This is a genomic window from Nostoc sp. (assembly GCF_036917555.1).
Lineage (GTDB): Bacteria > Cyanobacteriota > Cyanobacteriia > Cyanobacteriales > Nostocaceae > Nostoc.
Map to the genome: position 1 here is coordinate 140,370 of NZ_JBALDD010000024.1, position 23,559 is coordinate 163,928.

The 23,559-nt window shown below is 41.9% G+C and carries 20 protein-coding genes, 1 tRNA gene and 1 pseudogene; 10 read left to right on the top strand and 12 right to left on the bottom strand.

Annotated elements, in window-relative coordinates:
- Positions 1-9 precede the first annotated feature (9 nt).
- Positions 10-1,047 carry an Npun_R2821/Npun_R2822 family protein gene (locus V7K60_RS12040; RefSeq protein WP_334925759.1) on the top strand — a complete coding sequence of 346 codons (1,038 nt, stop codon included), beginning with the start codon at positions 10-12 and terminating at the stop codon, positions 1,045-1,047.
- 118 nt (positions 1,048-1,165) lie between these two features.
- On the opposite strand, the gene V7K60_RS12045 is transcribed toward V7K60_RS12040, so the two are convergent.
- The 4 genes from V7K60_RS12045 to V7K60_RS12060 all read right to left on the bottom strand — a co-directional run bounded on the left by V7K60_RS12045 (position 1,166) and on the right by V7K60_RS12060 (position 7,168).
- Positions 1,166-1,540, bottom strand: a complete 375-nt coding sequence (locus V7K60_RS12045; RefSeq protein ID WP_104906063.1) for a hypothetical protein — start codon at positions 1,538-1,540, stop codon at positions 1,166-1,168.
- Positions 1,541-1,569: 29 nt separating this feature from the next.
- A complete protein-coding gene (locus tag V7K60_RS12050; RefSeq protein WP_334925761.1) occupies positions 1,570-3,294 on the bottom strand; it encodes an ABC1 kinase family protein in 1,725 nt (574 codons plus the stop codon).
- 498 nt (positions 3,295-3,792) lie between these two features.
- Positions 3,793-6,435, bottom strand: coding sequence for a M1 family metallopeptidase (locus V7K60_RS12055; RefSeq protein ID WP_334925762.1), 2,643 nt, complete (start codon positions 6,433-6,435; stop codon positions 3,793-3,795).
- Between the two features lie 484 nt (positions 6,436-6,919).
- Complete coding sequence (locus V7K60_RS12060) at positions 6,920-7,168, bottom strand: hypothetical protein (RefSeq protein WP_334925764.1); 249 nt, start codon at positions 7,166-7,168, stop codon at positions 6,920-6,922.
- 386 nt (positions 7,169-7,554) lie between these two features.
- On the opposite strand from V7K60_RS12060, the gene V7K60_RS12065 reads away from it, so the two are divergent.
- Positions 7,555-9,231, top strand: coding sequence for a DUF3352 domain-containing protein (locus V7K60_RS12065; protein ID WP_334925766.1), 1,677 nt, complete (start codon positions 7,555-7,557; stop codon positions 9,229-9,231).
- Between the two features lie 109 nt (positions 9,232-9,340).
- Here V7K60_RS12065 and mscL read toward each other — a convergent pair whose 3' ends face one another.
- Entirely contained in the window at positions 9,341-9,772 is a 432-nt protein-coding gene (mscL, locus tag V7K60_RS12070; RefSeq protein ID WP_334925768.1) for a large conductance mechanosensitive channel protein MscL, read from the bottom strand.
- A gap of 330 nt (positions 9,773-10,102) precedes the next feature.
- Between mscL and V7K60_RS12075 the strand changes: the two genes are divergently transcribed.
- From V7K60_RS12075 to V7K60_RS12085, 3 genes and pseudogenes are all read left to right on the top strand, one after another.
- Positions 10,103-11,026, top strand: coding sequence for a class I SAM-dependent methyltransferase (locus tag V7K60_RS12075; protein ID WP_334925770.1), 924 nt, complete (start codon positions 10,103-10,105; stop codon positions 11,024-11,026).
- The gene (locus V7K60_RS12080; protein ID WP_334925772.1) at positions 11,019-11,987 is read left to right on the top strand and encodes a PrsW family intramembrane metalloprotease; all 969 of its coding nucleotides are present in this window, start codon (positions 11,019-11,021) and stop codon (positions 11,985-11,987) included. The genes V7K60_RS12075 and V7K60_RS12080 overlap by 8 nt, the downstream gene beginning before the upstream one ends.
- A 33-nt stretch (positions 11,988-12,020) precedes the next feature.
- Positions 12,021-12,629, top strand: a pseudogene (locus V7K60_RS12085) (Uma2 family endonuclease).
- A gap of 60 nt (positions 12,630-12,689) precedes the next feature.
- Here the strand turns inward: V7K60_RS12085 and V7K60_RS12090 are convergent.
- The 7 genes from V7K60_RS12090 to psbD form a co-directional block, all read right to left on the bottom strand.
- Positions 12,690-13,562 (bottom strand): 6-carboxytetrahydropterin synthase, encoded by an 873-nt coding sequence (locus V7K60_RS12090; RefSeq protein WP_334925774.1) that lies wholly within the window; start codon positions 13,560-13,562, stop codon positions 12,690-12,692.
- 135 nt (positions 13,563-13,697) lie between these two features.
- The gene (locus tag V7K60_RS12095; protein ID WP_334925776.1) at positions 13,698-14,399 is read right to left on the bottom strand and encodes a J domain-containing protein; all 702 of its coding nucleotides are present in this window, start codon (positions 14,397-14,399) and stop codon (positions 13,698-13,700) included.
- Positions 14,400-14,414: 15 nt separating this feature from the next.
- Positions 14,415-15,377, bottom strand: a complete 963-nt coding sequence (cysK, locus tag V7K60_RS12100; protein ID WP_334925777.1) for a cysteine synthase A — start codon at positions 15,375-15,377, stop codon at positions 14,415-14,417.
- Between the two features lie 207 nt (positions 15,378-15,584).
- Positions 15,585-16,022 carry an RrF2 family transcriptional regulator gene (locus V7K60_RS12105; RefSeq protein ID WP_334925779.1) on the bottom strand — a complete coding sequence of 146 codons (438 nt, stop codon included), beginning with the start codon at positions 16,020-16,022 and terminating at the stop codon, positions 15,585-15,587.
- A gap of 448 nt (positions 16,023-16,470) precedes the next feature.
- On the bottom strand, positions 16,471-18,201 hold the full coding sequence (locus V7K60_RS12110) for an iron uptake porin (protein WP_334925781.1): 1,731 nt from the start codon (positions 18,199-18,201) through the stop codon (positions 16,471-16,473).
- Positions 18,202-18,690: 489 nt separating this feature from the next.
- Positions 18,691-18,972 (bottom strand): 4a-hydroxytetrahydrobiopterin dehydratase, encoded by a 282-nt coding sequence (locus V7K60_RS12115; protein ID WP_334925828.1) that lies wholly within the window; start codon positions 18,970-18,972, stop codon positions 18,691-18,693.
- A gap of 777 nt (positions 18,973-19,749) precedes the next feature.
- Positions 19,750-20,805, bottom strand: a complete 1,056-nt coding sequence (gene psbD, locus V7K60_RS12120) for a photosystem II D2 protein (photosystem q(a) protein) (RefSeq protein WP_334819344.1) — start codon at positions 20,803-20,805, stop codon at positions 19,750-19,752.
- 344 nt (positions 20,806-21,149) lie between these two features.
- Between psbD and V7K60_RS12125 the strand changes: the two genes are divergently transcribed.
- From V7K60_RS12125 to V7K60_RS12145, 5 genes are all read left to right on the top strand, one after another.
- A complete protein-coding gene (locus V7K60_RS12125) occupies positions 21,150-21,422 on the top strand; it encodes a hypothetical protein (RefSeq protein ID WP_012410874.1) in 273 nt (90 codons plus the stop codon).
- A 13-nt stretch (positions 21,423-21,435) separates the two neighbouring features.
- Positions 21,436-22,113 (top strand): ABC transporter ATP-binding protein, encoded by a 678-nt coding sequence (locus V7K60_RS12130; protein WP_334925783.1) that lies wholly within the window; start codon positions 21,436-21,438, stop codon positions 22,111-22,113.
- A gap of 235 nt (positions 22,114-22,348) precedes the next feature.
- Entirely contained in the window at positions 22,349-22,897 is a 549-nt protein-coding gene (locus V7K60_RS12135; protein WP_334925786.1) for an NYN domain-containing protein, read from the top strand.
- Positions 22,898-23,045: 148 nt separating this feature from the next.
- A tRNA-Asn gene (locus tag V7K60_RS12140) sits at positions 23,046-23,117 on the top strand.
- Between the two features lie 228 nt (positions 23,118-23,345).
- A complete protein-coding gene (locus V7K60_RS12145) occupies positions 23,346-23,531 on the top strand; it encodes a hypothetical protein (RefSeq protein ID WP_334925787.1) in 186 nt (61 codons plus the stop codon).
- Positions 23,532-23,559: the final 28 nt, after the last annotated feature.

Consider the following 23,559-nt stretch of genomic DNA (forward strand, 5'->3'; position numbering starts at 1 on the left):
AGTATCCCAATGATTGATGGCATTTATATCCTAGCCAATGATGTTGTCTATGACCAATTAGTGGCGTTGCTCAACAGTATGGAAGCTAATACTGGTAGGAAAATTCCTATTTGTATAATTCCATATAATAAGCAGTTAGACAAAGTAAAGGCAGAGATTGCATCTAGAGATAATGTTACTTTATTTGAAGATTCTGATTCTATAGCTTATTGGGATAACTTTGCTACTCAGATATGGAAAAATTATCCTAGAGCACAAAAAACTTGGCGAGAGTGGGGCTTTCCAGAACTCTATCGGCTACCAATGCACCGCAAAATGTGTGCTGTGGATGGCCCCTTTGATAGATTTATTTATTTTGATGCAGATACCTTATTAATGGGGCCTGTAGATTATGTATATGAAAAATTAGATGCCTATGATTGGGTAGTCAATGATTTTCAGTATAAGTCTGATTTAAAATTTGTTTTTGATGGTTCGTCAGAGCAGATGCAGCAAGTTTTTAACTTAGATAATTTACAATCAAAAGTATTTTGTGCCGGTTGGTTTGCCACTAAGAAAAATATTTTTTCTCAAGCTATAATAGCCGACTTTCTTGACAAATTAATAGCGGGTGAAGCTGAAGTCATGTGTTGTGTAGGACCTGACCAATCTTTATTTAACTACATGGTGTTGAAAAGTGGAATTCCATATTATAACTTTGCTTGTCATGACTGCAAACAGTCAACTGGAAACCACTGGAGTTCTAAATTTGATGTGGTAGATAATATCTTATACGACCAAGGGCGTAGGTTAACATACCTGCACTATATGAGTATATCTTCTTCAGATTTTACAAGGCTTTGCGGGGGTGAAGATGTTGATATTCCTTACCGCGATGTTTTCTTACATTATCGCTATTTAAAATCACCTGAAGAACGTCCTAAAAATTTCACACGCCCAAGCCAGCTAATGCTTTTGCAAAAATCTGCTAGTAGTTTTATTCAGCAAAGAGCTAACAATATTAAGCTAAAGTATCGCAATTTCAAGGATAGAATTACTCAAATGTAATTCGTCATTAAAAACTGTTTCGGACAGGTATTAAAGCAAGTGGTGTAATTACATACTTACAATTACGAATTGATTAAAGAGGTAATATTTTCATTATTTTACCACTCGCTTGTTCCTTTTAAGAAAAAGAATCTAAATCTAAAGATTGCATACCTTCGCGTTCTATAAAGGTCATCATACTTCCCAACTGCAACCAAACTAGCAAACAAGTGAACAGACTAATTGGTAGACCGACTCCTAAAGCCAAGGATGAGGGAAAGCCAAATATCTCTAAGCCTGAAGACATAAATAGACAAGTACCACCAGTTATACCGATAAATGGTACGAGTAATTGTTTCAATGAGGAACGTGGCTGAGTATTTTCTGCTCGTTCGCTTGGCCAGTTCTGCACAATTACTTTCAAAGTGCCAGATAATGCCAAACCAGATGTTAATGCAGTCAAAAAGCCAACAAGTAAAAGAAAATAAGGCGGTTGCAGAGGAAAATAGTACATGAAAACTCCTAATTTCAATTAAAGATTTTTTACTTTTTATTTGCTGGCTGGTTCTCAGCAAAAGACCCAAGTAATGTCGCTTTTGGCAGGATAGCAGCTGCACCTTCTCTGGATAACTCTGTTAAAATACCGATCGCTACATTTAATAAACGATCTGGTTTTAAGTCACCTTTAACCAGGTTCCACAAGCGTTGGACATCTTCGGTGTGCAGGCGGTCATCTTCAGTAAGAGCAAGCACCAACTGTCGCCGGAGAAACTTGCCTTCTTCCGACATTAAGTATTGGAACCCCATCTGCGCTGTAGGCAATACATCAAAGTTATTATCGGTACGAGCGATCGCAATCAAATTCTCTAACCGCTGCCACTGAAATTTACCATCTTTGAACAACACATTCAATAATCTTCGTCTTAATTCCGGCGATTCCCCTGTCAGTAATCGCCGTGCTATATAGGGATAACCCACTTCCACAATTTTGAAATCGGGGTTAAGGCTAAGGGCAATACCTTCTTGAGTAACTAGGGAACGAATAATCAAAGCAAACTTTGCCGGGACTCGGAAAGGATATTCGTACATCAGTTCCGAAAATTCATCGGTAATAGTTTTGAAGTTAAAATCCTTGACATTTTTGCCAATAGCGTTTCCTAGCACCGCTTCTAATGCTGGCACTATCGGACAAATATTCGTGTCTGGAGTCAGAAACCCTAATTTTACAAAGTCTTCGGCTAAGTCGGTATAGTCTTTATTCACCAAATGCACTAGCGCATCTACCAGCGTTTGTTTGGTGCTTTCTTCCAACTGATCCATCATGCCGAAGTCAATATAAGCCATACGACCATCGGGTACAGCAAACAAATTACCGGGATGAGGGTCAGCATGAAAGAAGCCATACTCTAAAAGCTGTTGCAATCCTGATGTCACGCCAATTTGGATGATCGCTTCTGGGTCTAAACCTGCTGCGCGGATGCGTTGAGTATCCGTCAGCTTAAAGCCGTCAATCCATTCCAGGGTTAAAACGTGGATATTGGTATAACGCCAGTAAATACCTGGAACTTTTACTTGTGGGTCATTGTGGAAGTTGCTAGCAAATTTCTCGGCGTTGTGGCCTTCATTAATATAGTCAATTTCTTCAAATAACTTTGTGCCAAACTCGTCCACAATTAAAGTTAGGTCGTGACCGAGATTTAAAGGCAACCAAGGAGCTAGCCAACCTGCTGCCCAACGCATCAAATATAGGTCGCGTGTAATTACCGGGTGTAAGTTGGGGCGTTGCACCTTTACGGCGACTTCTTCGCCGCTGACCAGACGACCCCGGTACACTTGACCCAAGCTAGCAGCAGCGACTGGATTAGGTGACAGTTCGCTAAAACTTTCCTGAATTGGACGGCCTAGTTCACTTTCGATAATCTGGTAAGCAATCGCATTATCGAAAGGTGGTAACTGGTCTTGTAACTTTATCAGTTCTTCTAAGAAATCTTTGCGTATCAGGTCAGGTCTAGTGGAGAGGGCTTGACCAACTTTAATAAAAGTCGGACCAAGGCGGGTGAGCAGTTCTCGCAACTGGATAGCTCGTTTAACCTTATTCTGCTCAACTCGATCTTGCCACTCGTCCCACTTCAGACTGAGTATAAATCCTGCAAAGGAGAAGATGATTCTCAGCAGTCGTCCCCAGGCTAGCCAGGGACGGTAACTATAGTAGCGAGCGATCGCATCTGGATTATAGAGTTTTAGTTGAGCAGGTTGATACTGACCCACGCCTTTTTTTGCCTCTTCGACTGAAAAATTTACAATGATTGTTTTTCTCTTGACTCACAAGTTAGTTGAATCAGGATAGCGGTAGTCTTTTATCTAAAACAACTAGAACTCTACCCTTTGGGGATAGTGTTCGAGGCGATTTTAGCATCTGTTACTGCCTAGATTTGTTTATCTTTTTCTTAATTATACTTTATAAAACTACAACTACTTATCCCACTTTTCGATTATTTTATCTTTTCTTAACTTTAATTTATGAAAATATAAATATGTACCTAATATATGTAAATTGAAACTCAGTAACCGCTTACAACATAAAGATCCCCGACTTATCTTAAAAGTCGGGGATCTTGGTACTATGTTTATTTATACCTGTGACTTAAGTGGAAAATAAAATATTTTATCTGTCCACAATAAAATTACAGTATCAACTAAAACCTTGGTAATTGTTAATAGCTTTGCCACAATTATCAATTACCTGCTTTTAATTGTCATGTAGTGCTATTTAGATTTGGCCTCCAAGTTTTCTAAACGGCTTCTCAATTCCTGGTTTTGTTGTTTGAGTTGGTCGAAATCTTCACGCAATTGACGCAGGGTTTTTTCTGAACCAATGTTCTTTTGCACCTTGGAAATTTCTTCTTCAGCAGAGCGACGTACACGCCCATCAGCTGTTTGTTCAGCTAGCGATCGCAAAATTCCCACTGCTTTGGGTGTTTCCATTTGTCCTAATGCTGCGGCTACGGATACTTGGGTTAAAAAGAAGGTTTCTTTGGCTAGTTCTGTTAATTTTTCTAAAATCCGTTCCAAATTAGCCGGACTTTGACCGACAGAAATCTTTCCTAAAGCGCGAATTGTGGCTAAACGTAGTGGTTGTGGTACACCGAGTTTGGTGTATTCGATCAGTAAATTTAAAGCTGCTTCCGAAGTTTTAAATTCAGCTAAACCAGCAACTGCCCCACTCCGCACGACTTCATTCCAACCTGCCTTTTCTTCTAAAACGGATTTCAGCAGCTTTAATACTTTGTCTTCCTTGGGTTTTTCTTCATAGTTTGCCGATGCGATTGCCCCGATAACACGAGAAGCAGCAGCTTCTACGTAATAACTGGCATCGCCCTTTTGCACTAACCCTCTCACAACTTTATAGCTTTCAGCAGTTTTGAATTGAGTAAGTGTTTCCACTACAGCTCGTCGCACATAAGCATTTTTATCTTTTAACCCAGCAATTAAGCCATCAAAGGCTTGATCTAAATTGATTTGGGCTAGTTGTTTTGCTACTTCCACACGCACACCCCACAATGGGTCATTTTTTAGCGATGCAGACAATGCAATGATAGCTTCTAACCCACCTTTTTTCGCCAAAGCTACTGCTGCATAACTACGCGAAATCGGGTCGGGATCGAATTCTAACTGTGCTTTTAACTCCGCGATTGGATATTCCAAAGCTACTGTTTTTAGGTAATTATTTTCAACATCAAAGCTAATAAATTGGGGCTTATTTTCTAAGGGAAAGTAGAAGCTTTGTTCGCGTTCATTTACCCGGACGGTGAAAGTTTTGAATTGTGAGTTAGGAGTTATGAGTTTGGAATTATTTTTAACTCCTAACTCCTCACTCCTCACTTCTTCTTGTTGCGTATAGCCAAAACCAATAGGTATTTTTAAATCAAACAAATCCTTACTGCCATCTTTACCTTCAGCAGCTTGGGTTTGAGTTACTGTAATTTTTGCTAAATTAGCATCCCCATCCCAAGAGTAAGCAACTTTAAAATCGGGATGACCACCACGATAAACGTATTGGTCAAAGAGGAATAAAAGATTACGTCCGGTTGCCTTTTCAATTGCCCTGAGTAAGTCTACTGTCTCTACGGTTTTATGAGCATTATCTTGGACAAATGTTTGAATTGCCTGCCAAAACAACTCATCTCCCAATTGGGCCCGAATCATGTGATAGACACAAGATCCTTTTTCGTAGATGTGGCGATCATAAAGTTCAATAGCTTCTCGGTAAACGTGTGTTACCATTGGACGGCGATAACGACTGCTATCTTCACTTAAGTAACGACGAGCTTCCAATAAGCGATAGTAAGCTGCTTCTTCTAGACTATATTCCTGTTCTGTCCACATCACCTCAGAGTAAGAAGCCATCCCTTCTTTAATCCAAGCATGAGACCAATGCTTAATCACCACCAAATCACCAAACCACTGGTGCGCGAGTTCGTGAACGACTAAAGCTTCGGTGTTGCGGTTATCTAAGGCGGCCCGTTCATCCAGTAAACATCTATCTGTTAACAGTGTTGTGGAGGTGTTTTCCATGCCGCCAAAGATGAAGTCATCGACGCAAACTTGGGCGTATTTCGGAAAAGGGTATGGATAACCATACTTTTGACTCAAAAATTCGATCATTCGGGGAGTTTTGTGCATGCTGCGTTTAGCATCTTCCTCCCGTCCCTTTTCTACGTAGTAGGTAACTGGTTTACCATTCCACTCATCCTGAATTTCGGCAAAGTCACCTATTGCCAAAGTCATTAAATAGGTAGGATGAACTTGTTGCTGTGACCAATGATAGATTTTGTAATCACCATCTTCTGTGGTGTTAATCAATTCACCGTTGGAAATCGCCACGAGAGGGTTGGTAACACGGACACGAATTTCCGAAGTAGACAGTTGTCCTGGATAGTCAAAGCAGGGGAACCAAAAGCGAGAGTCTTCGTCTTCTCCTTGAGTCCAAACTTGAGTAGGTTTGTTTGGATAGTGCTTATCTGGTTGAATAAAATAAATACCGCGTTGCGGTTTTGTCACCGAATAGGCGATCGCAATCAGCAAGCGTTTACCAATCTGGGTTGCCTGAGAAAGTTGGATGGAAAGCTGTTCCCCGTCATAGTCAAAATTTTGTGGCACTTCGTCCACCTGCACAGACTCAATATTTAGGTTGACAGCATCCAAAGTCAAACGATCAATACCATTACGGATTGGCAAGAGGCAAATGCTACAACTGCCCTGATAGCTTTGCTTGGGAATATCCAGGCTGAGATCGAGAAAAATATGCTCTACCTGTCCGGGGCGATCGGGGTTATAGTGTGGTCTTGCTCCCGGTAACTCAAAGGGTTTGTGTCCATTATTATCTGTATCAAAATAAGACTGCGACATTGATGCTTACTGACCTTGTAATCCTGAAAAGTCTAGCTGGTTGGATGTAGTTAAGTAAAATACCGGTGTAGTAAATGTATTTCCCAAATCAACAGGGCATTATGGAGGTGAGAACTCCCCTTTGGGATTGGGGAATTAAAATTAATCTCACCCGAACTTCCGCAGATCGGCTACCGATCCTGGGATTTTTTCCATATCCCTCCTGCATTTACTTTTCCTGATGTTCTGCACTTTTTTGGCATTGAGTCAAGAGTCTCTTGCACTTTGTTGCACCTTGATAGATTTTCATTAAGTACAAATACTCCTAATTATTTTTATAACTTAGGATAGCTTGCTGCTGCTGAACAGGTTCTTTTGTTTAAGATGAACAGCATATCATTTGCAGATTCGCTCCTCATCTGGTTGAAGTATTTTTGAGAGTAATTTTAGACCACTAATTTGTAAGATTACTAATTTTATCAGTAAATACCAACTGGAGTTGAAACTAAATGTAGCATACCAGTTGTGTAAGAGTACAATAACCGATTTCTGTCTCCGTAAAAACTCCCACACTGGCGAGTGCCCGAAATAGTCGATTGTAGGGAACGCTTGTAGATTGACGTTGTGCTTCCCAAATCCTCTTAACTCCTTTAACAAATCGGCGTAGGCGTAGCCCGTCGTAGACATCGCTAGCTAGCTTGTTTGCTGTATAGATCGACTGCGAGATCCAAGTGCTATAGCAATCTGAAATCATTCGTAAACAATGAGATTTTCAACTTCATAAGAGTTGTCGGGAATCTTAGCCTTGCAATTTTTACAAATCAGATAGGATTGCTATGTATTTAATTTGCAAAAACCCATTTGTAGTGAAAAATCACTTTTAAGTTGGATGTTTGCTGATTAAGACATGAGTTTAACTGAGAATTTTTATGATTAGTATCTGATTAATGATGGATGTCAAAAGCAACAATTTTCTGCAAGTAGGAGGTAGATGTGCAGCTTGTCAACGAGCGTGCTGCTGAATCCTTTTGTCATGGGTTAGTCTAGCAATGGATTAGCGGAAATTATTATAAATCCGAAAACTCTATAGTGACACTTGTATAAATCTCGGTGACAATCTGAGCAAAAGAGGATAACAAAATGCCTGAAAGTAAATCAAAATTTCTCATTCCTGCTGTTGGTGCTGCCGTTGTTGTCGCCGGAAGTATAGCAGCTTATACGTACTTTAAAGGTCCATCAGGAGGTAGTTCAGACGCTCTAGGCAGTGCTAAGGTAGTACCTTCAACAGCATTGATGGCAACTTACATTACTACTGACTCTCAAGCCTGGGCAAAATTACAGCAGTTTGGCACTCCAGAAGCACAAAAGTTAGTGGCAAAAGGTCTGGAAGATTTCAATAAGCAAATTTTCAGTGACAGTAACGTTTCTTATGAAAAAGACATAAAGCCTTGGGCTGGTAGTGTGATGATTGCTGTATTGCCACCAAATCCTGTAAAATCAGCACAGTTAAAGGTACCCTCTAGGACAACTAATGTACCAACAAATTTACAGCAGGAATCAAATATCTTGATAGTGGTGGGAATCAAGGACAAACTCAGCGCCTTGAATTTTGCGAATAAATTGAAGTCACAAAAAGGAGTTAAATTACAGGAATCTGACTATCAAGGTCAAAAAATTGTCGAAACTACACAAAATGGTAAGCCGACGTATAGCGTAGTTTTAAATGATAGTCAGTTGGTATTAGCCCCCGAAAAGCAAGCTGTAGAAAAAGCAATTGATACGTTTAAAGGACAGTCTTCTTTTGCTAGTAAAGAAGGTGCTAGCAGCATTCTTAAAGGAGTGGATGTTAAAAACAGCCTCGCCCAAATTTATGTACCAGACTATGCCAGTATGATACAGCAATTAACTGCTGGAAATCCACAGGCAAAGCAGTTACCCCCACAAACCCTGACACAGCTCAAGCAGATAAAATCTGTGGTAGCGGGTGTTGGTGTTGATGATGCAGGAGTGCGGGTAAAAGCGATCGCTAATTTAGATCCACAATTAAATAAATTTCAGTATCAATCAAGTCCTGGGAATATAGTCGGGCAATTTCCTGCTGATACCTTTGCTCTGATTAGCGGAAATGGTATCAGCCGTGGTTGGGAAGTGCTAGTAGAACAGTCAAAAGATTATCCAGAAATGAAGCAAGCTCTGGAACAAGCGCGAGGACAACTAAAATTCGCCAATCTAGACTTAGATAAGGATATTTTTGGCTGGATGAATGGAGAATTCGCCTTTGGTGCGATTCCATCAAATCAAGGAGTGTTAGCGAATGTTGGTTTTGGAGGTGCTTTAGTATTTGATACTAGCGATCGCAAAACTGCCGAAGCCACCTTAACAAAATTGGATACTCTTGCCAAAAACCAACAAATCAACGTCGCCAACAGAAATATCGGTGGTAAAGACGTAACTGAATGGCAAATTCCCCGACAAGGAGCTTTATTGGCACATGGTTGGCTAGATCAAGATACTGTATTTGTAGCTCTTGGTGGCCCAATTGCTGACGCAGTTAGCGATCGCAAAAATCCATCTCTCGACACTAGTGACGCCTTCAAAGCCGTTACTGGTTCTTTGCAAAAGCCTAACGGAGGCTATTTCTACCTGGATATGGATAAAACTAAAACTGTGCCCCTGATCAATAGTTTTGTATCATCTAACGCTGATACCATTACCATCCTGAATTCCATTCGTGGTCTTGGTTTTACCGCTATTAGCCCTGATAAATCTACTAGTGAATTGGAGATGTTGTTAGCTCTCAAGCCTACTGCAAAGTAGGGCATTGGGCATGGGGCATTGGGTATTGGGTATTGGGTATTGGACATTGGGTATTGAGTATTAATTATTTTCCTCTGCTCCCCTGCTCCCTCATCCCCCCACTCCCTACTTACAAAACTTGATTATTCCGAGTTTCCAAGGTTTGGTTGAGTCTATCCAACGCGCCAGTCAATCTTTCTTGGGCTACAAGGTTAGGATCTGGCAAGGGTTCATCGGCGACTTCTTCTTGTCTCTTGAATTTTTGTAAGGCTTGAATTGCCACAAATAAAACTAAGGCAATGATTAGAAAGTCAACTATTGCGCCAAGAAACTCACCAATCTTGATTCCCGGACTAATAGTGATTGTTCTCCAGTCTTTGCCAGTAAAACTAACCAAGGGATTAATCAATGGCATGATCACATCTTCAACAAAGGAAGTGATAATCTTGCCAAAAGCAGTACCAATGATGACAGCGATCGCCAAGTCAACTACATTACCTTTAAGGGCAAATTCTTGAAAATCTTTTAAAAAGCCACTTGCTCTTCTTCTTGCTCTGGCCATACTTGACTCTCAATAAGCTTAACTTACTGTAATTTTCTTTAGAAATGGCACTCAGCTTTTTGCCATCCCTGTTGAGATAGATATTGCTAAGTATCAAAATTTTACCAGTCTTGAATAAAATTCTTTGATAAAGAAATATAAATTGGAAACCAGCATAATTCACATCTTCTCAGAACTTTGCTGTTCTCCAAATATCAACCTTCTATAATATTTGTTGCTTAGAGCAAGTAGAAAGGAGGCAGACTGCCGTTATACAATTCAATTCATTTCTAGACTGCCGTCCAGCAAGTATGTCATAAGTAGAAAAGGCTGTTAAATGCAAACTGATTTATGACTGCTGCTGTAAACACTAATCCTGGTTTAGCTTCTCGCTTGGTGAATGGCATACTGGCAATCCAGCCTTTAGCCAACCTAGCCAAGCATCAAGCTAGACAAATGATGATTAAACGTGCCGAGAGAATTGGTGTGCCTTGGACGCAAGAAGTCGAAACACTACAAGGGCGTGATTGGAAGGACGATCTCACTCAAGTACAAAATCCTCAGCTTTCCTACCCCAATTACTACGTCACCTCATTCCATGCCTACGAAACCGGAAATCTCAGTTGGCAAGCCGCTTTTGAGGTAGAACCTGCTGCTTACGCTGTCCACGCTAAGATTTGGCAGGGATCTGAAGAAGCGCAAGGCGATCCGATGCTGCGCCAAAGCTACCACAATATCCTGAAAAGTCAAATTCCCAATGAGCCGCAAGACATCTTGGATGTAGGATGTAGTGTTGGCTTGAGTAGTTTTGCCCTACAAGAAATTTATCCCCATACCAAAATTACAGGCTTAGACTTATCTCCCTATTTTTTAGCCGTTGCCAATTACCGCGCTGGGCAACGTCAAGCTAAAATTAACTGGCTTCATGCCCAAGCTGAATCTACCGGGCTACCTGATGCCTCGTTTGATTTAGTTTCCATTTTTCTGATGTGCCACGAATTACCCCAATCAGCAACCCGACAGATTTTTGCTGAAATGCGGCGTGTACTGCGTCCGGGTGGCTACTTGGCAATCATGGATATGAATCCCAAATCTGAAGTTTACAAGAAAATGCCAGCCTACATTTTGACTTTGCTCAAAAGTACTAAACCTTATTTAGATGAATATTTTGCTTTAGACATTGAGCAAGCTATTGTTGAGGCGGGTTTCCAAACTCCCACTATCACCAACAATACCCACCGTCACCGTACAGTAATTGCTCAGGTGAGTGGTTGATTTATCTCTAGTGTTGTGGGCAGCAATACCACCCTTGCTGCTGCTAACCTACTACTACTGTCGAGTACCATTTGCCCCACCTTTGTTAAAGTTACTGATGTTCTTTATCATCGGGGCAATATCTGGTCTTTTAGCTCTTAGACTCGAATCGGATTTTGAAATTGTAGCGAACTCTTTTGTAGACTGGCAACAGATTAAACGTTGGCTTCCTGGTACAGCCTTGCGGCAGCTTGTGGAAATAGGCCCAATTGAAGAAGGCTGCAAGTTGGCTGCGGTTATTGTCCCAACCTACTATCTGCGACATAAGTATCGATTACTTCACTCTAGCGTTTTCCTCTTTACAATCGCCGTTTCCCTTGGATTCACTGCTGAAGAGAATTGGATTTACCTTTTCCACGGTACAGCATCAGTTTTTGAACGTACCATTGGCACGCCAGTCCATGCTATGTTCTCTGCACCTTGGGGATATGCATTAGGAACCTATATTTCCTCTAAAAATCGGTTAAATCGAGATAAAAAGTTTATTTTTATGGCTTGGCTAAATTCTGTAATCTGTCATGCCCTAGTGAATGTCCTATCTATTGCTTGGGGTTACTCATTACCTCTACGTTTCCTGAGTTATGGTTTATTTCCGTTTCTGTTGTGGATGTTTTGGCGACTAGAACAATTACTGCGAAAAGTGCAAGGTAAACCTGTAATTACCCTGATTTCAGATCGTACACCCCAGCGCCGTAACTGGCAGAGGAGTTTAGTACTGTTTGCCCTCGTGCTGGGTGGAAATGCTATTTTTGGGCTGTTTCTCTTAGTCAGGAAAATTAGTCCTTTGAGTCCGTCAAAACTTTTTGACACTTATATTTTGTGGTTTATATTTAGTCGCTTTTTACTAAATCTCTTTTTTGGAGTTTTAGCGTGGGGCATTTATCGCTATTTGCGACATTCCGCCCGTCGTCGGTATTTTTAAAATATGATTTAGGAAAAGGCTAGGAGGTTTACTATGCAAACAACTCCAGTGCGTTGGACGACTGCTGACCGAGAGCTATTTGCTGGCGATTCTCGTTCCGAGACACTTCGTGAACGCAGAAATCGCTATGAGATTATTGATGGAGAACTATTTGTGACTAAATCACCTAGTTGGGATCATCAATCAAGTTATGGCAATATTGTTACAGTTCTTAACAATTGGTCAGATGAAACTGGTCTGGGTAAAGCTGCGTAGATGCGAAGCAGCTTGTCGTTAGACATCGCACCTGGAATTATTTTCTCAGATTCTGACAATGTGATCCCTGATGTGGTATTGGCAAGTCATGAACGTTTAAAAAACTTGCTAGATGAAGCTGGACACCTCACGGGCGCACAGGAGTTAGTAGTAGAGGTTTTATCTCCCGGCGAAAAAAACGAGAAACGCGATAAGGAAACAAAGCTAAAGCTGTACTTAGTGCAAGAGGTTCAAGAATATTGGATTTGCGATTCTATACAGAAGAAAGTTGAGGCTTATCGACGCGAACAGGCTGCATTAAAGTTAGCAGCTACTTTATTTAGTCAAGATGAACTGACAAGTCCTTTGCTACCAGGTTTTAATTGCTTAATAGGTAAACTTTTCTAGGTGGGCATGGGCATGGGCATGATATAGATTCCCTATGTCCTATGCCTAATTTTCAATTGGCTAAACTCGTGCTAATACTGGCTGATTCACACTTGCACTGACTGAATCTGATTCAGAGTCCATACAGTAGATTTCACAGGAGTTATTGGGACTTTCAATCAGTTTTACTTTGTAAAGTTTAGCTCCCAATTCCTCAATAGGCGATTGCAGCAAATTACTAATGTAAAGTGCGATATTTTCAGCAGTGGGTACAACTTCGGCAAAATAGGGAATATCTTTGTTTAAAAAGGTGTGATCGAATGGCTCTACCACATAATCTTCTATTACTTGGTTCAAAGCACCTAAATCAACAATCATCCCTGTCCGTTGGTCAATTTCCCCTTTCACAGTAACTTCTAAATGGTAGTTGTGTCCGTGACCGTTGGGACGAGCGCATTTACCATAAATTTCAGTGTTTTCTTCGTTACTGAGGTTAGGATGAGCTAGCCGATGGGCGGCGCTAAAGTGAGTACTGATGGTGAGGTAGGCTTCCATTGCGTTTCCCATATAATCGGCCCAAAGTTCAGGATGTTCAAATAACTGCACGCGGACTAGAGGCAAATGAGGTGCTAGCCGCTGCCAGATAATCCGTGCAATATTCTCAGTGGTAGGCAGAGTTTGTTGAAATTCTGCCCACACATCATTGAGATAAGAGAAGTCCAATTGACTGGTAACTTCCCGTTTAATTACATGTTTCACATTAGACAAGTTCAGCACCATACCATATTCATCCAATTCTCCGGCTAGGGAGATGAATAAAACATAGTTATGCCCGTGTCCCGGAAATCTAGAACCAACACCAAATTTCTCAATATTTTCGGCTTCACTCAGTTCTGGCAACCAATAACGATGACTTGCTGAAAACTGGGCGCGGCGATTAACAATGCATTGCATGAGCACACTATGAGCAGAATTTAAAATTTCTTAATCTTTTTCTGTTTACAGCATAAACTAATTCCTAAGTTATGTGTTATTAGTCATTAGTCATTTGTCCTTTGACATCCAGCAATATTGACCCATGCCCAATAATTATGTAACAGACGCTTGTGCCTCACAGTGCAATCTCGTAGCTATGCGGAATAGTTCATGACCTGTGTGTAAATAACGCTCATCGTAGTTCAAAGGAAAATAACCTAATTCATCGAGTCCATCTGCTACTTGATCAAGGCTGTAGTAAAGGTGAGCCGCTGTTCTTGCGAGACTAGGCGGATTTGGCAGGGAGCGAAAAGTAATTTGTGCCTGCTTGAGGTCATCTCGACAGGTTTTTAAGTATTCCTGAAATCCATCTAACAACTCATCATCAAAGGGATCGGCAGCTAATTGCTCCATTTGTTCTTCTAACGAATAAAGAATCGTACAAAGCAAGCGATTTACTGGTTGGTAAACTTGGCGTAGCCATTCTTCAACTTGCTCGTCAACATCCCGTCCAGTTTTTCGTCTTGTCTGGTAATGATTTTGCGCTGATGCTGTACGCTGTTGGCGATCGCTATTTAATTTTTGGGAGTCATCTTGCAGTTCTTGGTCATAATTACGGCGATTTTGGTTGTCGCCTAAGACCTCATAAGCTGCATTGATGCGGATAATCTGCTCGCGATCGGCTGTTTGCTGATTACTGTCAGGATGAAACAACTTAACCAAGCGGCGATAAGCTTGCTTAATCTCCGCAAGGCTTGCACTTGGACTAACTTTGAGAGTTTCGTAATGGTTAGAAACGTGCTTAGAATTGACCATTAATTCAATGTACTGTTAACTGACGCTAGCGGCCAATCTTGCCTCCAGGTCTTGGAACAACGGTGTACTCAAATACCTCTCACCAAAACTGGGCTGAATCATTACAATTAAACGTCCCTTATTTTCTTGACGTTGGGCGACGCGAATTGCTGCACATAAAGCTGCTCCACTGGAAATACCAGATAGTAGCCCTTCTTCTTTTGCCAAACGCCGACTATAAGCGATCGCTTCTTCATCGGTGACGGTAATCACTTCATCAATCAATTTTATCTTGAGTACTTGGGGAATAAACCCAGCACCAATTCCCTGGATTTTGTGGGGGCCTGGTCGTCCCCCAGATAAAACTGGGCTATTGGCTGGTTCAACTGCGATCGCCTTAGCATTAGGCTTGCGTGCTTTAATCACTTCTGCTACACCAGTGATCGTACCACCTGTACCCACTCCTGCCACAATTATATCAACTTGTCCATCGGTATCTTCCCAGATTTCCTCTGCCGTAGTTTCCTGATGCACTTTTGCATTAGCTGGATTGCGGAACTGCTGCAACATATAGGTATTTGGTGTAGTATTAACTATTTGCTGCGCTCGTTGAATTGCCCCACTCATGCCTTCCATTCCTGGTGTTAGTTCCAGTTCTGCCCCGTATGCTCGCAACATTGCCCGACGCTCTCCACTCATCGTCTCTGGCATTGTCAAAATTAATCGATAACCCTTAGCTGCTGCTGCCATTGCTAGGGCAATTCCGGTGTTTCCAGAAGTGGGTTCTACCAATACTGTCTTCCCAGGAGTAATTAGCCCCTCCTCTTCAGCAGCGTTAATCATACTTACCCCAATCCGGTCTTTGACTGATGCCGATGGGTTCATACTTTCCAGTTTCACCACAATTTCTGCAACACATCCTTCTGTTTGAGGAATGCGGTTCAACTGCACTAGGGGTGTACAACCAACCAGTTCTGTAATGTTACGAGCTATTCGCATAAATTAGTCCTTTATTATTAAGTAGAGTGACATAAATAATTGTAATTAAGACAAGGCAGGAAACAAGAGGCAGGGGGCAGGAGGGAAGAGGTTTTTAGCTATTTTGCCCTTGACTGATATAGTTAAGTTTATTTGTGTCTTCCTACTTAATTATTTAGTTATTAGCCATTGGTCATTAGTCATCAAAAAATGACAAATTACTCTTGACTAAATGTAGTACATGATATCTAATTGCTGCCGCGAATCTCGTTTTTCACAAAGATCCTGGAGCGTATATTTTTGCAACACTGAATTTGCTGCGCGACTTGCTTCTTGCCAAATTTCTTCTATAACCGAACTGTCTACAGTTTTGGAATTAACGTTTTCTTCACCAGCCCGCGCCTCTAACCCTTCTAAACATTCCAAAATCTCAAAAAGGATTATTTTTCGAGGTTCTCGCGTTAATAGATAGCCACCTTTTGACCCACGCTGACTTTTAACTATACCGCCACGCCTCAAGGTTGCTAGTAGCTGTTCCAGATAGCGATCAGGTATATTTTGTTGTGCTACAATTTGTCGAATTTGCAGAGGTTCGCCGCTTTCGTAATTAGCGGCTATCTCTAATAAGGCGAGAATTGCGTATTCCGATTTACAGGATAGTTCCACAAGCAGCAATAAGTTAGGGGTAGAAATTAGGAGTTAGGAGTCATTCAATGTGGATTTGAGACTTTCCTACGGAACACTACGCGTAGCTTGCTTCCCCGGAGGGGTAAGGTGTGAGCGCTCAGTCGAACGCTTTTTCCTTCAATCTCAAATCCAAAATTCAAAATCTCAAATTGGTAGAGTTAAGATATTACAAAATATGTAACTTTATACCGCCAACTTCTACTAAAAAAGCTCGCTTAGAAAAAGTTGCTCACGGCGTAAGTCACTTGTAGAGTGGGCATTACTCTAGTCTATTCATAGCAAACCCGCCATAACGGATAACTCCTAACTTTTTTAGTATACTCCGGTGAACTACTGGGGTTTATCCATTATTATTACTGAAAACAAAAAACCCCGCCTAATGGCGGGGAGAAATAGAGTTCAAAATTGTCACTGGAAAATCAACACTTTAGAAGGTGAAAGTAGTTCTGAGCGTACCGATAATAGCATCATCGTTATCGCTGTTTTGACCAGGAGAGGTCAACCAGATTACGCCAGGGGTTACAGAGATGTTATCCGACACACGATACTTGTAGAAGCCTTCAAAGTGATAGGGTATATCATTGTTGCCGCCAAAACCTGGGCGGTTAAAGGAATAGGGTTCTGCACCAGCAAAAACACCTAAAACGTTACCCTTTTTACCGAAATCAGGTAAGGCTACCCCTAAACCGTAGCTCCAAGCTTCATAATCATCACCTGCACCGACACCTGTAACGTCATGGTAAGAGACAAAACCACTAATGGACAATTTGTCGCTAGGTCTAAAAGCAGCCGACACACCGTAGGAGTTGCTGCTAGATGGGGTTACACCTGCTGCATTACCTAAAAAGTTAGCTTGTCCAGTACCGACATCAAAAGCTCCAGTTGCTCCGTCTGTACCAGAGTCAAATAAAGCACCACTTGCGCTATATCCGTGGACGTAGGTAGCAGCTAAAGCCAAGCGATCGCCAACACTAAAGTTCAACTGTCCCAAAGCAGCATAGTTCCCGTTGGTCAGACCTGTATTAAGACCAGGATTATTAGCTTGGGATGCCAAATAACCTGCAGTAATAGAGCTATTTCCCAAAATACCGCCACCTTTACCAAGGGGTACATTGAGTGCTATACCTGCACCACCACCAATCCGATAGATAGGACTTTCAGAAGCAAAGGTAGATAAAGCGCCATTACCACCGTCGTCCGTGTTGTCAAAAAAGTAAGGATTGTTGACAGCTGCATACTGGCTATGCCGTCCACCACTAGCTGCGAGGTATACTTGGGCTGGGCCTATGGGAGCTTCATAAGTCAAGCGGTCTAGTCTGACACCGTTGTTACCATTGCCTATACCAACTTGATATGTTTGTGTGCCTTCAGCAGTACCGATCGGATTATTCGCGTCGTCAAATTGTGTAAAGGCTGTTGAATTACCTGCTGCGAGACGAGTATGTAAAATATCTCTACCAGTAAAGCTGGTTTGCAAGTCTAAACGTACCCGATCTTGGAAGACAGTATTGTTGTTGTCACCAGTGTTACTCCCAAATATATCACTAACGGCAAAAATGGCTTCACCAACTAGTTTTGTAGTAGTGGAGAACTGATTTGCTTCCAATTCAGCAGTCCGCGCTTCTAAGGAATCTACGCGACCACGTAGGGTTGCCAATTCTGCGGAAAATTCTTCTTGCAACCGTTGTAAGGTAGCTAAATCTTGTTTAGTCACCAAGTCAGCTGTTGCTGTGGCAATCAATTCGTTAACCCGATCCAAACAAGCATTCAAACCAGCGGCAAATTCATAACGGGTCAAAGCACGATTACCGCGATATGTGGAATTCGGATAACCTGCAATACAACCATAGCGCTCAACCAAGGACTGCAATGCTTGGAATGCCCAGTCAGTAGGTTGTACATCAGAAAATTGAGAAACCGATGTTACTTGAGACTGAGAATTACCTTGGTTGCCTTCGTTACTGTAGCGATTAACTTGATCTATGGTTGTTTGAGCCAATATTTCTGGCTGTTGGGCAACTTCGGTTACACCTAGTTGTTTGGCTGGTGATACTTCAGTGGTTGGGTTTGGGGCGGCCATTGCTGTTGCCGAAACTAACAATGTTGCTCCAAAAACTGCTGGGCTAACCACTAAGGATTTCCACAATAGATTAGACATCTTAACTTTACTCCTCACACCTTGTTTAGATAATTGGTTTCGCTGCACCTAATTTTCAAAAATGCGACATCTCATTGAAACCTGTGGATGAGATACAGTTGCCACTACTACAATTTTAGTTTTTGCAAAGCTAATAAACGATTAACTTTGGGTTAAAAACTTATGTGATTAACTTATGCAAAAACATATCTTTATATCATAACATTATAAAACATCTGATCTAGATGGCAATATTGGAGCGATCGCCTTAATAACTGTCACACATACTTATCTAAATATCTAAGCAGGGAGTAGGGTTTGGGTCATTAGCTCTCTACGCAAGCTAAATTGCTGAAAGCTTTAGACACTTAGCAGTTTGCCATCAAAAATCACTTCTTCCACTTACCCCTAATATAAATCTCACGCCAGTTAGAACACACGCCTCGGCTATATAAACCGTATATCGCGGTGACTTCCTATCGTCTGGTGCAAGATGTTAAAAGAAATCACTTAGTCGATCTGGGAAATCACCTGTGCTACATCAAAGTCTGATTGCGTCAATCCGCCTGCATCGTATGTTGTAAGTGTAATCTTCACTTTATTGTAGGAAATCTCTATATCTGGATGATGTCCGGCTGACTCAGTCGGCTTAACCAGCTTATTGACAAACTCAATTGCTTCAATAAAATCTTTAAATGTATGAGTAATCTGCAACTTGGAGTCTTTAACAGTCCAATCTGACAGAACCTTTGCCTGTTCTTGAATTTCCGCTTCGGTGAGTAGTTGTGCTATATCAAGAAATTCATACTTATATATTTGTTACATTTTGCATTTGACAAAGGCAAACCCCTTTTATTCTCCACACAGAAAGTATGGGAGGATAAATTAAGCCACAATGCGTATGTCTAGATTGAAATCATACTTAGCAGATAGACGCTATTTCTCACATTTGGTCAGACTCTAAGCTTTAATGCAAGATATTTATTCTTTTTAAGAAAACTTAAATAGGTTGGCTTTATCCGCGACAGCGATCGCTATCTATCTTTTAAAAGTAACCACTGATAAAACAAAAATCACCTATAAAAAACTATCCGCCCTGATTTAGATCGGATGATCTAAGTCAGGGCGGTCTAGCGGGTCTTCAGGTTGCAACCAGACTGCCGGAAGGAACTCCGAGCTTGCCTAGCTACTTGAGCTAACTTAGTATCTCAAAGATAACTAAGGCTAACTTTTAGAGAACAGCTCCGGCACACAGCCGGCTAACTGCAACCTGATGACCCATGCATTTACTACTTTCTATCATGGGCATCACCTCCTTATTGCCTAAGCGGTCTCAGTTTCAAAAGGGCAGAGGATTTACTCTGGGTTCATAACCTTTTTCTAAGATAACATATAAATTTAGAAATATTAACCATATATAGAAAAAATCTCCCATCAAAACATGGGAGATTACTGGAGAACAGTGAAAATTGACACTTTATTGGGTGATTACAAGAAGATTATTTTATCTGGGTGTGTCAATTTCTGCCAACCACAACCCTAATTCAGGTCATGGTCAAATTTGAATTCTTAGAGAGCGTTACCGCGAGGTAGAACTTCTTCAGGGAATACAAATTGTTCGTGGGGTTGATCTTGAGGAGCCATCCAAGCGCGGATACCCTCGTTCAGCAAAATGTTTTTGGTATAGAAGGTTTCAAACTCAGGGTCTTCCGCTGCCCGTAATTCTTGGGAGACGAAATCATAAGCCCGCAGGTTGAGTGCTAAACCGACAATGCCGACGGCGCTCATCCACAAGCCTGTGACTGGCACGAACAACATAAAGAAGTGCAGCCAGCGCTTGTTAGAAAAAGCAATCCCGAAAATCTGTGACCAGAAACGGTTTGCCGTCACCATTGAGTAGGTTTCTTCCGACTGGGTGGGATTGAAGGCGCGGAAGGTGTTAGCACCATCACCGTCTTCAAACAAGGTGTTTTCGACTGTGGCACCATGAATGGCGCACAATAAAGCACCACCCAATACCCCAGCAACACCCATCATGTGGAAGGGGTTGAGTGTCCAGTTATGGAACCCTTGCAGGAATAGTAGGAATCGGAAAATTGCAGCCACCCCAAAGCTGGGTGCAAAGAACCAGCTAGATTGTCCCAAGGGGTACATCAGGAATACGCTGACGAATACCGCAATCGGAGCCGAGAAGGCGAGGGCGTTGTAAGGACGTATTCCTACTAAACGCGCAATTTCAAATTGCCGCAACATGAAGCCAATCAAACCGAAGGCTCCGTGTAGTGCCACGAATGGCCACAAGCCACCCAATTGGAACCAACGGGTGAGGTCGCCTTGAGCTTCTGGACCCCACAACAGCAATAGGGAGTGTCCCATGCTGTCGGCGGGGGTGGATACTGCCACTGTCAGGAAGTTAGCACCTTCTAAGTAGGAGGAGGCTAATCCGTGGGTGTACCAAGAGGTGACGAAGGTGGTGCCAGTCAGCCAACCGCCTAGTGCTAGGAAGGCGCAGGGGAATAGTAGTATCCCTGACCAACCTACGAATACGAAGCGATCGCGCTTGAGCCAGTCGTCGAGAACGTCAAACCACCCTCTACTGGAGGCACGTCCAACTGCGATGGTCATTAGAGCAAATCTCCAAATGTTTATAAGTACAGGTTGTATCTGTATTATAGACGACTATAAAAAAGCCTTCTATAAGCAGAAAGTTAACCGGGTTGTTAACCTAGTTTACAATTTTTTACACACCTTTAATCATATTAGGTGTAAATTGCTAATTTTTCTAGGGGTTTTCTCATAAAAATTAATTTTTGATTCAGATCAGGTGGGGAGATGAGGGAGCAGCGGGAAAATTCCTCTCCTTTGCACCCTTCCCCCTGCCCCTCTGCCCCTTGTGCCCAATCCTCATTTCCCTAGAATCACTCAGCTGACGCTAAAATGAGTCCACAGTTAAATTTGATTATTGCTAAATGTTTACCATCGATTTAAGCATCAGAAACACTGCTTTCCCTATCTCGGTACAACGTAAGTCAGCAGAGGATGCTGAGGCTGTCTATCAGCTAATTTTGGCAGCAATCCGTTCTGGGAACCCTGACATTGTAGAACTCAAGTGCGAAGGCAAAACAGAGAAAAAAATTGCTGTCCGCGCTAGTGAAATTTCTGGGGTGCAGATTGTTCAGAAAGATGGTACAACCCCTGGTGGCGGCAGACCACCTGGCTTTTTCGCTGTAGCTGCTGAGTAACCAAGGTTGACAAATGGCTCAAGTGGGCATTGAGGTCAAGGATTTAAATTTCAGTTGGCCTAATGGAGAGAAAGTTATCAAATCTTGCTCTTTAGAAGTACCCAAGGGTGAGTTTTGGATGCTCTTGGGTACAAATGGCAGCGGAAAATCTACTTTACTGAGACTGCTGGCAGGGTTATTAGCTCCTGAATCTGGCGAAATTCGGCTTTTGCACCCTGTTGGCTTTGTCTTCCAAAATCCGGATCATCAACTGGTGATGCCAACGGTTGGTGCTGATGTGGCTTTTGGATTGGTGGAAGAAAAGTTGCCATCTGCTGCTACTAGAGCCAGGGTTGAGGAGGCGTTAGGGGCAGTGAATTTGCTTACCCTGCAACGACGCCCTATCTATGCACTCTCTGGGGGACAGAAACAGCGAGTCGCGATCGCAGGTGCGATCGCCCGTCGCTGTGAAGTCTTATTATTAGATGAACCCACTGCCTTATTAGATCCAGATAGCCAGTTGGATTTAGTTGCTGGTGTCCGCCGCCTTGTCAAAAGTCGAGGTATTACAGCCCTTTGGGTGACACATCGATTAGATGAGTTAAATTACTGTGACGGCGCTTTCTTGCTAGAAAAAGGCTCTCTGGTTGATAGTGGTGAAGCCCAACGTCTCAAACAACGTCTGATGGAGGTACACAGCGAAGCCTCTTAATTAAGTGCTGAGTAAAATTCATTGCATTCAGCACTTCTGAATACTACTAAAAAAGAACTGTAACGCGCCTTTTAAACAAAGGCGCGTTTTAAGTTGGTGCGTCTATCTGAGGTTTGAGTTTTGTGAGGCTACCGTATTTTTTATTCTGTGTAGCATAGTGTTACAGACTATGCATCAATTATTATAAAACTTATGAATGAATTTTGTTAACTCTAGAAAATTGTGATTAAAAACCATGCCCCGTTCCTTACTCCAAGACGTTTTGTTAGTGGACGGCTACAATATCATAGGCGCTTGGCCTTGCCTTAAAAAAACGCGTGATAGCGTTGGACTAGAGGCTGCACGGGGTGAACTTGTGGAAGCTATGACTGGTTATAGTGCGTTTCAAGGTTACACAACTCAGATAGTTTTTGATGCCCAATATCAGAATACCTCTAGTAATAAAGAAATTATTACTGAGCTTTTATCTGTTTATTACACTGATTTTGGACAAACAGCAGATACTTATATTGAAAAATCCTGCGCTTCTTTTCGCCATGAAATAGCCCAATCTTTGATTTCTCGTGTGATTGTTGCTACATCAGATCGGGCACAGCAGTTGATGATACAGGGGTATGGGGCTGAATGGTTGTCGGCACAACAACTCTGTAAGGAAGTGGAAACCAGTGTTTGCCGGATGCGACAAAAGTATCATACGCGCAAACAATCTAAGAGTAGGTTTTTAGCTAATGGCATTGACGCTAAGGCGCGGCAGCGTTTGGCTGAATTACGAATGGGATTGTAGTAGATATTTAGTATCTAAGAGTCTCTGCTTAAGTTCCTGATGGATTTTGACTGCAAAAATTATCTATAATTTAAGTTTCTAAAAAAAATATTGGCGAAAGTACTTGCCAAATCCTATTTTTAGCCCTAAGATTATAAATCGTGAGTGATCCTCAGTAGCTCAGTGGTAGAGCGATCGACTGTTAATCGATTGGTCGCTGGTTCGAATCCAGCCTGGGGAGTTTATCAATTTTGGATTCTAGATTATCCATCAGAGACTTATAGTCGCTTGACTTGGCTGTGACGTTTCTGAATCATGGGTGTTTTGCTGCTTGTCCTAAACAAATGCTGGAGTTTCAACAACGTTTGCGATCGCATCAAGGGTCTGTTCTGCACTTGTAGCAGTCAACATTGGCCCATTTGCCAAATAAATATTTTTCTCAGATACCACGTTTAAGGCAGGAGACGCGATGAATCGCCGTCTCTACAAATCGGTCTTTCGTCTTGACGGCAATTTATCGCGTCTTTGTGATCTAGAATTTTCATCAAAAAACCTTAACCGAACTGTATTGAATGGGGCTTGTCATGATATGGCAAAAGCACGTACCCAAAAACTAGATCGCAAAGACATTATCGGGCTAGTGCTATTCTTTTAGGTGATTGCACTTAGCTGAAACTAGGATA

Coding starts and splice junctions, on each gene's coding strand:
- V7K60_RS12040 (WP_334925759.1), top strand. CDS start 10: ATGATTGATGGCATTTATATCCTAGCCAATGATGTTGTCTATGACCAA.
- V7K60_RS12045 (WP_104906063.1), bottom strand. CDS start 1,540: ATGTACTATTTTCCTCTGCAACCGCCTTATTTTCTTTTACTTGTTGGC.
- V7K60_RS12055 (WP_334925762.1), bottom strand. CDS start 6,435: ATGTCGCAGTCTTATTTTGATACAGATAATAATGGACACAAACCCTTT.
- V7K60_RS12060 (WP_334925764.1), bottom strand. CDS start 7,168: ATGATTTCAGATTGCTATAGCACTTGGATCTCGCAGTCGATCTATACA.
- V7K60_RS12065 (WP_334925766.1), top strand. CDS start 7,555: ATGCCTGAAAGTAAATCAAAATTTCTCATTCCTGCTGTTGGTGCTGCC.
- mscL (WP_334925768.1), bottom strand. CDS start 9,772: ATGGCCAGAGCAAGAAGAAGAGCAAGTGGCTTTTTAAAAGATTTTCAA.
- V7K60_RS12075 (WP_334925770.1), top strand. CDS start 10,103: ATGACTGCTGCTGTAAACACTAATCCTGGTTTAGCTTCTCGCTTGGTG.
- V7K60_RS12090 (WP_334925774.1), bottom strand. CDS start 13,562: ATGCAATGCATTGTTAATCGCCGCGCCCAGTTTTCAGCAAGTCATCGT.
- V7K60_RS12095 (WP_334925776.1), bottom strand. CDS start 14,399: ATGGTCAATTCTAAGCACGTTTCTAACCATTACGAAACTCTCAAAGTT.
- cysK (WP_334925777.1), bottom strand. CDS start 15,377: ATGCGAATAGCTCGTAACATTACAGAACTGGTTGGTTGTACACCCCTA.
- V7K60_RS12110 (WP_334925781.1), bottom strand. CDS start 18,201: ATGTCTAATCTATTGTGGAAATCCTTAGTGGTTAGCCCAGCAGTTTTT.
- psbD (WP_334819344.1), bottom strand. CDS start 20,805: ATGACCATCGCAGTTGGACGTGCCTCCAGTAGAGGGTGGTTTGACGTT.
- V7K60_RS12125 (WP_012410874.1), top strand. CDS start 21,150: ATGTTTACCATCGATTTAAGCATCAGAAACACTGCTTTCCCTATCTCG.
- V7K60_RS12130 (WP_334925783.1), top strand. CDS start 21,436: ATGGCTCAAGTGGGCATTGAGGTCAAGGATTTAAATTTCAGTTGGCCT.
- V7K60_RS12135 (WP_334925786.1), top strand. CDS start 22,349: ATGCCCCGTTCCTTACTCCAAGACGTTTTGTTAGTGGACGGCTACAAT.
- V7K60_RS12145 (WP_334925787.1), top strand. CDS start 23,346: ATGAATCGCCGTCTCTACAAATCGGTCTTTCGTCTTGACGGCAATTTA.